Genomic DNA, 12744 nt, shown 5'->3' with positions numbered 1-12744 from the left:
CTAGGCTCCGGTTACAGGTTCTGGAACAGAATTTGAGTCATTTCCTGAGCCACTTTGATGGTCTTGGCATTTGCCTGATAGTTACTTTGTGCCGACATCAAATTGACCATTTCACTGCTCAGGTCAACGTTCGAGTTTTCATACATACCGGTACGAACATCGCCAAGCTGACCGGTACCGGCTGCACCCACAAGCGCAGAACCTGAAGAGAAAGTTTGGGTCCAGCGGGTATTACCGGCCTGCTGCAAACCTTCCTGGTTAGGGAATCGGGCAAGGGCAACCTGACCCTGCACCTTGGTCTGGCCGTTAGAATAACGGGCATATACGCGACCATCAGCCTCGAAATACCACCCCGCAACCTGGCCCGGCGCGTGACCATCCTGGCTGTTTTTAGCAATTGAGAATTCGCTGCCGAACTGGGTGGTTTCTTCCACATCAAACTGAATGGTCTGTTGAGCTGAACCATTTTTGGGGGTGAATGTTAAATCAAAATTATTCGACGACGTTAGCTTACCGTTAGCATCAAAGGCCAATGTCGTTTTCTGAGCGCTCGCCTTATCACCGTCAACAACATAGTTAACATTCCACGCGTTATCAGCGGTCTTAACGTAATACTGCGTCACTTCATGCTCGGCGCCTAAGGAGTCATACACGGTAGTGGTTGCACTTGAGGTAAACGTCGATGGGTCTTCCGGATCAAATATCTTTTGTGCCGGATCAATCGCGGGAGAGTTCGCATCTAAATTCACCCCCATATTCACTTTGGTTGAACTTCGCGCCGGCATTTCCCCCGTCGCAACCGCCAGATCGGTAATACTGCCGGTTTGAATTTGACCACTGTCGGTCACGCCATAACCTTGCAGGCGGCTGCCGTCACTGGTGACCAGGTAGCCATTCTTATCAAGGTTAAACACACCGTTACGGGTATACATATCCTGGCCATTACTTTCAACCATGAAGAAACCTTCACCGTTAATGGCCAAGTCACCGTTACGGCCTGTCGGTGTGGTGGTACCGTTTTTGAAACTCTGACGAACAGCAGCAACTTCCACACCGTTCATCTCACCGCCACCAAACTCAGGCGCATAGATATCCTGGAACTCAGTACGTGACGATTTATAACCGGCCGTACCAACGTTGGCGATATTATGGCTGATAGAGTTCATTTGTTCAGAGGTCGCTATCAGACCACTCATACCGATATTCATAGACATAACCGTTGTACCTTTTTGAATTGTTTTGATTTCTTAAATGGTTTTAAGCTGTGATTTCACGCATATCGAACATAGACATCTTGCCAAGGCCTTTTAAGCTCAGCATGATCGTGCCACCATCAGAAGGGATGTTGACCGATTCAACGTCGGCAGCAATCATCATTTTCTGGGTCCAGGCGCTATCGCCCTGCTCAGCAACCACTTCAAAGGTGTAGGTACCCTTTCCCAGCTTGTCGCCATCAATCTTAAATTCAGCCATACCAGTAGCCTGTGGCCCCAATTTAATTTCATCAACCACGTTGCCGTCTTCGCCATAAACCATGACTTTGGCGGTATCTGCCGGCTGATCAAATTGCACACGGCCATCAATTACCTGACCTTCGGAAACATCCACCTCTTGGTTTGCTTCCATCAATACTTTCTTGCCCACTAAATTGGTGGCTTGAAGCATTTCAAGGTTAGTAATGCCGATGTTCATGTTCATCATGCCCGTTTTGACGCCTTCCAGACTTTCCACCGCCGACATCATGCCAAGCTGGGAGAGGTACTGCGTTCCATCAGCAGGCTCAAGGGGATTCTGGTTTTGGATCTGCGCCACCATCATGGTAAGAAACTCATTGCTGGTCGGATTCATGCCATTACCAGCCACTTGCTGGCGATTATTGTCAGTCGAACCATGGCTGTACTGGCTAACGGTATTAACGTGGGGCAAACTCATTTACGGCTCCTAACTTGTCTGGCCTAGACGTAAAATGCTTTGTTGCATGCTGCGCGCCCGGCTCATTACATCAACGTTGGTTTCAAAGTTACGTGCGGCGGCCATCATGTCTGCCATCTCTTCAACTACATTAACGGTGGAATAAAACACATAGCCGTCGTTATTCGCTTTAGGGTGATTCGGTTCATAACGGCGACGTAGTGGTTCTGCACTTTCAATGACATCATCAACCTGTACTTTCGCACCGGGCACCTGACTGCCCATATCGGTCATCACGGTTGAAAAAACAGGCCGCTTGGCGTGATAACCCGTTTTATCCGAACCAGAAACAACATCGGCATTGGCTAAGTTACTCGCTACGGTGTTGAGGCGAATGGTTTGAGCCGACATCGCAGAACCTGCAATGTCGTATATTGTTGAAAATGACATCGTAATTACTGTCCTTTAATGGCCTGCTTTAAGCCGCTAATTTTCATATTCAAGAAACTCATGCTGGTTTCAAATGCCATGGCATTTGAGGCAAATTTTGCTTGTTCAATACCCAATTCGACCGTATTGCCATCTTGCGCAGGCTGTTGTGGATTGCGGTATAGCAATTCAGTACTTGGCGCTTGCGAACGGTAGCGAGCCTGATGCTTTGCTCTTGCTTCACCTGCAATTTGGCTCATCGCATCTTCGAAGCTAATATCACGAGCTTTGTAATTTGGGGTGTCTACATTGGCGAGGTTACCTGCCAATACTTTTGCGCGTTGTGTTCGAAACGCCAATGTATTAGGGTGTACCCCTAATGCTTGCTCAAAATTAATTGCCATACTACAAACCGCATTATGATGGTGAAACCTTCCCTTCATAAGCAATATTCATGCCCAAATTTAAATTGATTTATATCAGCAACTTAATGGTACAGAGACGTGCAATCAACAACAAAGCGGAAGGGCCACTTCCGATCGGAAATGGTACTGATTGCGGCCTTGATGGCGGGAGGGGGAATTGGTGCAACCTCTGCAGTGCAAGCCGCCACCAGACACATTGATCACGTCACCGAAACAACCGCCAAGACCGAACGCGCAGTTAAGCATTATCTGGAACAGAATGTTCGTCATTATGCTGCGACTTTAGGCAGTCGAGATTACACAATCGTCTTGCAGCCACTATCCGACATTCCAGCTTGTGATGCGCCGGTGAGCCAATCGTTAAGTGATCCCCTGCAACCCGTAGGGCGATTAACGGTCACATTGGAATGCCAGCTGCCAACCTATTGGAAAGCCAGGGCAAAGGCAGAGGTAGCGATTTATCGCCAACTGGTTGTGGCGAAAAATACCGTCAATCGCCACCAAACAATTACGCCTGCAATGCTCAGTCTGAAACGCAGTGATGTGGCCTATTTACGCCACGGGTATTTCACCACCAAAGAAGCGCTTGCCGGGCTGTCGAGCAGACGAAAAATTGTTGCCGGTAAAATTATCAGCCCTAAAATGGTCGAACTGCCGGAATTAGTTCAGCGAAATGATGGGGTACTCATCGAGGCTACATTTGGCAAGATGAATGCAACAATGAAAGGGGTGGCTTTAGAATCGGGGGTGATGGGTGATTCCATTCGGGTACGTAACCTGTCTTCACAAAAAGAAATCTACGCCACCGTTGTGGGGCCACAAAAGGTCAGAACTCAGTTCTGATGCCACCTGTGCCGATGAAAAAGTATTTAAGAGTTTCTGCTACTGGTCGCTCTTATCTCTATAACCGTAATGACTGTTTTATGTGAACCTTATGATTGGAAAAATATCTCATTCGCAGCCGATGGTTTTGCCACCGGAAGTGACGAACAAAACAGTAAAACCTGACACTCCAAATATCGCGCAGGTTGAACTGAGTAGTGAGTTGAAATCGCTACAGTCGGCAAAAGAGTCAATGGATAAAACCAGTGATGTCGATATGAATAAAGTGGCTGAAATGAAAGCAATGCTAACTGCCGGAAAGGTATCAATTAACCTTGATGATCTGGCTGGCAGTATGCTCGACTTTTACCAGGACAACAAATAGTAGCACACGATATCATCGTAAAAAAAGGTAACAATACATGGCCACTCACGCTGAATTGGTTAAAGCACTTATCACTGAGCTGGCACAGGATGTGAAAAGCTATCAACAGCTAGCCCAACAACTGAAGCATCAACAACTGCTATTACAAAATCGTGATAGTAAGGCGTTGTTAGCTCATAACACCGAACTTCAGCAGCTGATGCAGCAATTAAATCGCCATGCTCAACGTCGCGGCGAGCATCTTGTTGCACTTGGTGTAACGGCCGATGATGCCGGAATGAAGCGTTTACTCGCTGCGTTGCCAAGCCAATATAATCAGCAAGGCCGCCAATTATGGCAGCAACTGTATGAACTGACATTACAGTGCCAAGAGCTGAACAATGCTAATGGCCGTTTATTAGCGCAGCAAAAGCAAATGATGGATAAGCTGTTAAAACCACAACAACAATACAGCTATAGCCCGAACATTTAATGCTGATTGGGTTGCGCCACCGCTCATGACCGGCGGTGAAAAAAGCGGTTGATCGACAGTTCATCGAGCACTTTCTGCTCTTGTTTATCTCGTTGAGATTGAATTTTCGTTAACCGCTTATCAATGATCTTGGTGCCCATTTGAACCTGGCAGTGTTGCTTGACCAGGCGTTCATTCATACTGCGCAACTCCACCTGCGATAATGCCAGTTCCTGGCGCTGAAGATTGGTCAGATTGTCGAGTTGATGGCGGAAACGACCAATGCCCTTCAATAACAGAGCCGACGCCTGACTGCCACTGGCAACACTATACTGCCCCGACAAATCTTCTAACAAGGTTAAACGTTGCTGGTGAGCATGCACCTGCTGATTAATCTGCCCCTGCTGCTGTTGCAACTCGTCAAATTTCCGCTGCTGCTGATCGCGCCAGCTTTGCACGATTCTGACCCGCTTCATCATCGGTTATTGCCCTCCGATCAGTTGCTTTAACTGCTGCTGGCTCTCGGCAAGAAGTATCCGCTCATTCATCCCCTGCTGCAGGAAACCACAAATTTCAGGGTAGTAATGCACGGCCATATCGAGGTTTTGATCTTGCCCCTGCTGGTATCCGCCCAACGAGATCAAGTCTTGTACCTGGCGATACCGGGCATACAGCTGCTTAACCCGTTGCGCTTTTTGCAATTGCTCAGGCGCAACTACCTGTGGCATTGCGCGACTGATTGACTGTTCAATATCGATTGCCGGGTAATGACCTTGCTCGGCCAATTCCCGGTTTAACACGATATGACCGTCCAAGATCGCCCGGGCGGCATCGGCAATCGGATCTTGCTGATCATCACCTTCTGACAGCACGGTATAAAATGCGGTAATAGAACCTTTTTCCGTCGCGCCATTACCCGCACGCTCAACAAGCTGAGGCAGCATACTGAACACCGAAGGCGGATATCCCTTGGTTGCCGGCGGCTCGCCAACAGCTAAGGCGATCTCGCGCTGAGCCTGGGCGTAACGGGTGAGTGAATCCATCAGTAGCAACACATCATGGCCCTGATCGCGGAAAAACTCGGCAATACGGTGACAGAGCATGGATGCCCGCAGGCGCATTAAGGGTGGATCATCGGCCGGTGATGCAATCACGACCGCATTTTTCATTCCTTCGGGACCCAAAGAGTGCTCAATAAATTCGCGAACCTCACGACCACGCTCGCCGATCAAGCCAACAACCGTAATTTCTGCGGTGGTATTGCGGGTCATCATGCCTAGCAGCACACTCTTACCGACACCACTACCGGCAAACAGCCCCATTCGCTGGCCTTTGCCAACGCTGAGCATACCGTTAATGGCACGGACACCGACATCCAGCTGGGTTGAAATAGGCAAGCGTTGTAATGGGTTAATGGTTTCGCCTTGCAGGTTAATTCGCTGATCGGCATTCACAGTGCCCAGGCTGTCTAATGGCTCACCTAAGCCATTCAATACCCGGCCCAGCATGCTATAGCCAACATTGATTTTGCTGTCGCCATGCAATGGCAACACCCGGCTACCAGGACGTAAACCGGTGGTATGGCGGATTGGCATCAATACCGATGCATTACGATCAAACCCCACCACTTCCGCTTCCACCAGAGTGCCGTGATCGGTTTCAATCATACACCGCTGCCCGGTACACAGCCGGCAGCCAACAGCTTCTAATGTCAGCCCCGCCATACGCGTTAATCGCCCGTAAGTGCGCGCGATAGGTACATCAGGAACATGTTCAACCGCAGAAGAGAGGCGAGCATTGAGCTCTTGGAATAAATCACGCATTGGTTAGCAAGTTATCCCTAACGGAATCCATGCACGCTTCCAGACGCTCTTCGCTATCGGCAAACGCTTCAGAATCGTTAGTGACCACGCGGCAGCTGCCGATCGAGAGGCTATCATCTGGGGTTAAGCTCCAGGTGGCAATTTGCTCTGGCACCAGCTCGACCAAACGCTGGCAGTCTTGTGGATTAAGGTAAACCACAAGCTCTGGTTTTTGCTCGGGCATTTGCGCCAGCGTTTCTTCGATCAAGTGCACCATTTGGCTTGGCTTTAACGTCAGTTCAGCACGAATGACCTGACGCGCGACTTTCTGGACCAGATCACAGATCATTTCGCTTTGCTGGCGAACATGCTGATGAAACACCTGCTGAACTTGCTGCATGACGTGATCTACTGAACTCGCAGTGCCCGCTATCTGCTGCCTGACTTGCTCAACACCTTCACGGACACCTTGTTGGCGCCCCTGCTCGAGACCTTGCTGCTCACCCGCTTGCTGACCTTGTGCCAAACCTTCTTGATAGCCCAGTTCATGGCCTTTTTGCTGACCATCTTGAAAGCCATTGTGGAACTCGTCTTGATACGAACCACCGCTTTCGTCACCAAACAGATCTTCTTCCGGCTCAACCAGTGGCGGAAAATGATACGAACGGTACTGGCCCGGTTGCGGATGAAGAATATTCACAGCTGGTTTCTTCATAATTACTCCACAACAGGTTCGCTAAACAGTTGTAATTCAACTTCACCGGCATCAGCCAGCTGACGTAACGTGGTAATAAGTTGCGCTCTTGCCTCTTCCACCGCACTAAGACGCACGCGGCCTTTGCCTTCCATCGCTTCACGTAAATATTGCGCTGCGCGTTTAGGCATGGTGGCAAAGATTTTATCTTGCAGTGCTTGCTCGCACCCTTTCAATGCCGTCGCCAGTACCTCTTGATCCACCTCTTCAACCAGGCGCTCAAGGGTTTCTTCCGTCTGACGTACCAGAATACTGAAGTTGTACATTTGCGATTCAAGCTTCGCAACCAGCTCAGGATCGAGATCTTTCATCCCGCTTAGCACCTTCTGGCTCTGCTCGCCCTGCAGGCGGTTGATGATATCGCCCGCTTTTTGCGTGCCGTCGACCAGCGTGCTGTTCTGCTGGCCAACTTGCGCTAAGAACTTCTCCAATAAGACATGCACTTCATCAATCATATCTGGATGAATTTCTTTCAAGTTCGCTAAGCGATATAGCAAGTCGTCAAGATTTTCTGACGGTAAACGCGCAAGCAGATTCGTTGCCACTTCCGGCTCTAAATAAGCAAGAAAAACGGCTTGCATCTGCGGGTGTTCGCCCGAGATCAATTCGGCAAGTTTGGCTGGCTCTAACCACTGCAAACGTTGCAAGTTATGCTTCAGTGAATCGCCATAGATTGAGTCAAGCAACGGCTGTGACAACGATTGGCCTAACGCCTTGTTTAGCGTCCGTTCAAGATAGCTACGCGAAGCACCTGAGATACCAGATTCACTTTGGAAGTCAGTAAAGAAACGCTGAAATACTTGTTCAGCCTGATCTTTTTTCACCGCAGGAATGCCCGCCATCGCAATCGATAGTTGGCGTACTTGCTCGCGATCAAGTTGCTTCAAAACATTTGCCGCCGCTTCTTCTCCCATGCTCAACAGGAGGATCGCCGCTTGTTCAATGTTCGGGTTATTCTCAGTTGTCATCATCTTTCGGCGTAATCCATTGTTTAACGACGTGAGCAACACGCTCTGGTTCTTTCTCAGATAACATCTGAAGGTAAGATGATTGCACTTCTAATCCCGTTTCAGGACTTGGCAATTCTGGATAGTCTTCACTCGCGACAACCGAGCTTAAGCTTGCGCCTTCCGCTGTCGCTGCAACCGGTGTAACTTCAATTTCCGGACTCGTATCATTGCTCAGCGCGGCCTTCTTATTTGCTGATTTGTCAGTAACAGCTTCCTGCTCATCGTTTACCACGGCTAATGCTGTCGACTTGCTAGCACCAGACAGCTGACGAACCGCCGGACGAACAACGACTAACAGAATCACCAATGCCACAATGGCAGATAAAATATAGCGTAAGTAATCTAACCAGATTAATTGCATCCACCAGACCGGCTCTTCAGCCAATAAGTTGGCTTCTGCTTTAGTGAATGGGTACACCAAGACACTGAACTGATCACCACGGGCTTCATTAATCCCCATGGCATCGGCTAACATTTGCTTGATATTCGTCAGTTGCTCTGGAGTAAAGGTCTCTGGCTGGCCATTTAGCAATATAGAGACACTTAAACTCTTCAACTGCCCCTGCTGGTAGAGCGTATGTTTAAGTACACGATCTAAGGCGTAATCACGGGATGATTCACTGCGTTCATTACCAGCATTTGGATCCCCCTCTTCATCTTCTTCCGGTGGGCGGTTACTTAATGCGCCGGGAACCCCTTGGGCAGCTTTGCCGACACGACGATCCATCGTGTTAAATTCATTGCGAACCGACCCTTCAGGGGCATAGCTTTCTTCTGTTGCTTCAGTGCGGTCATAGTTAATATCGGCAGCCACTTCCACCTGGAAGTTATCAATACCCACCATTGGTCGCAGCATACGCGCTGCGCGGTTGATATAACTACGTTCTAGATTTTGGACGTATTCCAGGTAACTGCTGCTGTTACGGCTATGCTTACCATCGCTGTTAATCACCGATGACAATAAACGGCCTTGCTGATCGATAACATTGACCCGATCGGCATTCAGATCCGGCACACTACCTGCGACTAAATTAACAATCGCGGTCACTTGCTCGGTCGTCAGTTCACGCCCAGAGGCTAACGACAAAACAACCGAAGCCGATGGCTGCTCTTTCTCACGGCGCACGAATAAGGTTTGCTTAGGGATAGCCAGATGCACGCGCACATTGGTGATGGCGTCCAGCTCCATGATACTCAATGCCAGCTCGCCTTCTAAACCATGGCGATAGCGGGCACTTTCAATAAACTGGCTCGTTCCTAAACTGGAGTCTTGCGATAAAATTTCAAGCCCGGCTGGTAATTGGGCTTCAATACCGGCAGCGGCCAGCGCTAAACGCGCTTTTCCTAAACTATCGCGATCAACCATCACGTTGCCTTGCTGAGGCTCGATATAATAATCCATTCCCTGTTGCTCAAGAACTGAGATCACCTGGCTACGGTCAAATTTTTCTTGTTCGCCATACAACGGACGGTACTGGCTATTACCTTGCCACAAACCAATCACGACGGCAGTTGTCACTAACGCAGCAATAAGGCCTAATAACACAATAAGACGAGTGCCCGTAAGCAGTCGTCCCATAGTGGAAGGGCTCGCCATATTCGACAGCCGCTGTTTCATTAATTCAGTCACTTAAACGGTCCTGTTATACTGGCATTTTCATGACGTCGTCATAGGCTGTGAGCAACTTGTTACGTACTTGCACAAGTGCCGCAAACGAGAGGCTGGCTTTTTGACTGGCAACCATGGCCCCCACTAAATCATCACTTTTTCCCGTATCAACCGCCGTCATTAAAGCCGATGCTTCTTTGCCTTGCTGATCAACACTATTGAGTGCCTGGGAGATAACCTCATTAAAATTAACAGTATTCGCTTGATTAACCGTCATTGGGTTCGGGGCGATCTGAATTGGTTCCAGCGTATTCATTTGCGCTTGAATTTCGCTCATCTGGCTTAATGGCAGATTCATGCTCATCACATTGTCTTGCATGACAGGTCTCGTAATAACGGTTAGGAAAAATTAAAGTTTGTCGGGACTAAATCTGCATTTTGCCCCGTTAGGATTTTTTCGATATCCAGCCCTTGCTCGCGCATGGTCTGAATTTTGTAGCGAAGCGCCCGGGTTGATACCCCCAGCTCTTCTGCCGTCTTGCTACGGTGACCATCAAAACGACGCAGGGTCGCAATAATAGTGTCAAATTCAGCAAGCTTACGGCTTTTTTGTAAATCAGGCTTTGTTCGTGATGGTGGTGGTGTTCGAGTAGGCATTGCCACACTCAATGATGGTGACGCAGGAACGGCGGGGGTCCGCTCGTTAGCCATTTTGTCTAACGTCGGTAACATCAAATCTTCTTCACGGATCAAACAGCCACGGCTCATCACTAAAGCGCGCTGAATAACATTTTCCAGCTCCCGCACATTACCGGGCCAATCGTAACTGCACAGTGCTTGTTGTGCGGCTTTGGTAAATTGCGTATTCGCCTGCCCTTGCGGCATATGGCGGCGAAGTAAATTTTTCGCTAACGGGATAATGTCTTCCTGGCGATCTTTCAATGACGCGCAGTGAAGGGGAAAAACATTCAGACGATAATACAGATCAGCGCGAAAACGGCCATTGGCAATGGCTTTTTCTAAATCTTGGTTGGTTGCGGCTAACACACGAATATCTAGCTTAATTTTTTTATGGCTACCTAAACGTTCAACCTCACGCTCCTGCAGCACCCGTAATAATTTGGTTTGCAGTGCCAGTGGCAACTCACCGATTTCATCAAGTAGCAACGTACCGCCATTGGCGATTTCTAATTTACCCGCCTGTGCTGATATGGCTCCGGTAAAGGCACCTTTGGTATGGCCAAATAAGATTGATTCGATCATGGTTTCTGGGATCGCCGCGCAATTAATGGCAATGAACGGCCCAGCTGCACGCGGAGAGGAATCATGGATGAATCGTGATAATACTTCTTTGCCGGTACCACTTTCACCGTTGATCAGAACAGAAGCTTCCGTCTGTGCAACACGTTGTGCCAATTGGAACATCTGCTTACTTTGGCAAGATTCAGCCACAATGCTCTGCTGATGCTGTTGCGTCTGTACCAAACGTTGAACGAGCTGCGATAAATGAGTATGACCAAAAGGGATCAACAGGTAATCCATTGCCCCCTGCTGCAAGGCACGGGTAACCTCCGCAACATGTTGAAGTTCAGACAGCACAACGACGGCACCACTGTATCCATGGCGCCGAAACAATTTAATCATATCTGCGGCTTCAGTACCGTCGCTTAAACAAGCGGGCAGGAGTAATAAGTCCCACTGATTTTGAGCCAGCAAATTCAGGCAATCGAACGCAGTTTCAGTACGCGTTAAATTATAGCCAATTGAATTTCCAGATGATAATGATTGTTCAAGCGCAGAGTTTTGCGGTTGAAACATCAACACTTGCCACTCATTTCTCATTGCATACCTGCCGCAGAGTTCTTGATTAAACGTACCGTGACGCGTCGATTTTTCTGTCGCCCATCAGCAGACCGGTTATCAGCGATGGGATAACGATCACCATGAGACCGAATTTGAATCATTTGATGGGATACACCAAATTCAATCAGTAAGGCGGCCACTTCTTCAGCACGCTCACGCGACATTCGTAAATTGACCGCCGATCGTCCTTGGTTATCAGAATAACCATCAATTAATATTTTTTTAATTGACCGAATGCCTTGTACATACTCAGAAATACCGTACAGCACTCTGGCGTCTGCTTTCGAAACCAATGTCGAACCTGACGGGTAATAGAACTCAGAAGATCTAACCTGTTGGTAGTTAAGTGAAATCAAGTTTCCTTTACAGGACAGGTATTGTTTTGATGGTGCTTCAAAATTCACATTAGAAAGCACAACGGTGTGTGTTTTTTGACCACCGCCATTTAAACGAACTTGAATCCATTCACCCTGATCCAAACGCTCGAAAACTTCATCTGCATCATTAAAAACAAGCTCGTGAGTTAACAGAGTGAAAGACACGTCACTTTGATAATGAATGTTATTCGGCTTTTCGGTTGCCCAAGAGGCCGGAATTGAATCGACAGAATGATTACCCGTGAGGTTTTTCAGTTCTTTCGAGATAATTTCTAGGCGTGTACCCGCACCAGCTTCAGCAATTATTTTAGCGACCCCGAACCCCTCAACCACATGGGAGAGAGCACATTCCGTTTTATTACCTGAAAACACCCAGGAGCTGCTATCTAATGGTGATAACCATACCTTCTCGCCAGCGCACGCTGAACAAGAAACAACCAACATCAACATTGCAATAATGCTTTTTATAATCACTCTCTACCGATGCCTAAATTAACAATGAAAGGTTGTAACAACTTAAACAATAACCACGCTAAAATTTTAGTTGCTATAAAAGCGACCACTTAATCTATTTACTTAAACTTATTTATATTTTTTATAACATTCATTATCACATCCCCCACAACATACCAATCAAATACATTTAATTAAAACACCACAAGCATATAACATGGTATTTCATTTAATCGCGGGGACATTCTGATTAATCGTGTGAGTTAACGCATTTATTCGCTTTTATATCTATTTTTTCATGCTAATAAGAAATCATTCGTCATGATATGTCAACCGTCAATATAATGAACGCTTACATACCTCAAAGTGATAATATTTTGACGCCCTATATAAGGCTACATTTGAATTGACAAACCTATTGGTCAAACGGTAGTCTCACCCGCCTAATGAGGT

The 12744-nt window shown here is 47.8% G+C and carries 15 protein-coding genes; 3 read left to right on the top strand and 12 right to left on the bottom strand.

Going from position 1 to position 12744, the window contains the following annotated elements; all coding sequences use genetic code 11:
- Positions 1-11: 11 nt before the first annotated feature.
- From flgE to flgB, 4 genes are read right to left on the bottom strand one after another with little or no spacing between them, the layout of a single operon-like run.
- Positions 12-1214 carry a flagellar hook protein FlgE gene (gene flgE / locus C9I89_RS17685; protein ID WP_107284640.1) on the bottom strand — a complete coding sequence of 401 codons (1203 nt, stop codon included), beginning with the start codon at positions 1212-1214 and terminating at the stop codon, positions 12-14.
- 43 nt (positions 1215-1257) lie between these two features.
- Positions 1258-1932: a flagellar hook assembly protein FlgD gene (locus tag C9I89_RS17680; protein ID WP_107284639.1), complete on the bottom strand. Its 675-nt coding sequence runs from the start codon at positions 1930-1932 to the stop codon at positions 1258-1260.
- Positions 1933-1941: 9 nt separating this feature from the next.
- Positions 1942-2361 (bottom strand): flagellar basal body rod protein FlgC, encoded by a 420-nt coding sequence (gene flgC / locus C9I89_RS17675; protein WP_107284638.1) that lies wholly within the window; start codon positions 2359-2361, stop codon positions 1942-1944.
- 5 nt (positions 2362-2366) lie between these two features.
- Positions 2367-2744 carry a flagellar basal body rod protein FlgB gene (gene flgB, locus C9I89_RS17670; RefSeq protein ID WP_107284637.1) on the bottom strand — a complete coding sequence of 126 codons (378 nt, stop codon included), beginning with the start codon at positions 2742-2744 and terminating at the stop codon, positions 2367-2369.
- Between the two features lie 99 nt (positions 2745-2843).
- On the opposite strand from flgB, the gene flgA reads away from it, so the two are divergent.
- From flgA to C9I89_RS17655, 3 genes are all read left to right on the top strand, one after another.
- Positions 2844-3608: a flagellar basal body P-ring formation chaperone FlgA gene (gene flgA / locus C9I89_RS17665; RefSeq protein ID WP_107284636.1), complete on the top strand. Its 765-nt coding sequence runs from the start codon at positions 2844-2846 to the stop codon at positions 3606-3608.
- 91 nt (positions 3609-3699) lie between these two features.
- The gene (gene flgM, locus C9I89_RS17660; protein ID WP_245905516.1) at positions 3700-3972 is read left to right on the top strand and encodes a flagellar biosynthesis anti-sigma factor FlgM; all 273 of its coding nucleotides are present in this window, start codon (positions 3700-3702) and stop codon (positions 3970-3972) included.
- Between the two features lie 37 nt (positions 3973-4009).
- Positions 4010-4444, top strand: coding sequence for a flagellar protein FlgN (locus C9I89_RS17655; RefSeq protein ID WP_107284634.1), 435 nt, complete (start codon positions 4010-4012; stop codon positions 4442-4444).
- A 23-nt stretch (positions 4445-4467) separates the two neighbouring features.
- On the opposite strand, the gene C9I89_RS17650 is transcribed toward C9I89_RS17655, so the two are convergent.
- The 8 genes from C9I89_RS17650 to C9I89_RS17615 are packed head-to-tail and all read right to left on the bottom strand — an operon-like array spanning position 4468 to position 12312.
- Positions 4468-4902 carry a flagellar FliJ family protein gene (locus C9I89_RS17650; protein WP_170107731.1) on the bottom strand — a complete coding sequence of 145 codons (435 nt, stop codon included), beginning with the start codon at positions 4900-4902 and terminating at the stop codon, positions 4468-4470.
- Between the two features lie 3 nt (positions 4903-4905).
- A complete protein-coding gene (gene fliI, locus C9I89_RS17645) occupies positions 4906-6246 on the bottom strand; it encodes a flagellar protein export ATPase FliI (RefSeq protein ID WP_107284633.1) in 1341 nt (446 codons plus the stop codon).
- A complete protein-coding gene (fliH, locus tag C9I89_RS17640; protein ID WP_107284632.1) occupies positions 6239-6940 on the bottom strand; it encodes a flagellar assembly protein FliH in 702 nt (233 codons plus the stop codon). The genes fliI and fliH overlap by 8 nt, the downstream gene beginning before the upstream one ends.
- A gap of 2 nt (positions 6941-6942) precedes the next feature.
- The gene (fliG, locus tag C9I89_RS17635) at positions 6943-7950 is read right to left on the bottom strand and encodes a flagellar motor switch protein FliG (RefSeq protein ID WP_107284631.1); all 1008 of its coding nucleotides are present in this window, start codon (positions 7948-7950) and stop codon (positions 6943-6945) included.
- Positions 7937-9619 (bottom strand): flagellar basal-body MS-ring/collar protein FliF, encoded by a 1683-nt coding sequence (gene fliF, locus C9I89_RS17630; RefSeq protein WP_107284630.1) that lies wholly within the window; start codon positions 9617-9619, stop codon positions 7937-7939. Before fliF ends, fliG begins: the two co-directional genes overlap by 14 nt.
- Before the next feature lie 13 nt (positions 9620-9632).
- Positions 9633-9977 (bottom strand): flagellar hook-basal body complex protein FliE, encoded by a 345-nt coding sequence (gene fliE, locus C9I89_RS17625; protein WP_107284629.1) that lies wholly within the window; start codon positions 9975-9977, stop codon positions 9633-9635.
- A 20-nt stretch (positions 9978-9997) separates the two neighbouring features.
- Entirely contained in the window at positions 9998-11416 is a 1419-nt protein-coding gene (locus C9I89_RS17620) for a sigma-54 dependent transcriptional regulator (RefSeq protein WP_170107734.1), read from the bottom strand.
- A 20-nt stretch (positions 11417-11436) separates the two neighbouring features.
- On the bottom strand, positions 11437-12312 hold the full coding sequence (locus C9I89_RS17615; protein WP_107284628.1) for an OmpA family protein: 876 nt from the start codon (positions 12310-12312) through the stop codon (positions 11437-11439).
- Positions 12313-12744: the final 432 nt, after the last annotated feature.

Origin of the sequence: Photobacterium lipolyticum (assembly GCF_003026475.1) — a bacterium.
Taxonomy (GTDB): domain Bacteria; phylum Pseudomonadota; class Gammaproteobacteria; order Enterobacterales; family Vibrionaceae; genus Photobacterium; species Photobacterium lipolyticum.
Note: the sequence above shows the minus strand (reverse complement) of the source record. Positions and strands in the feature narration are given on the sequence as shown.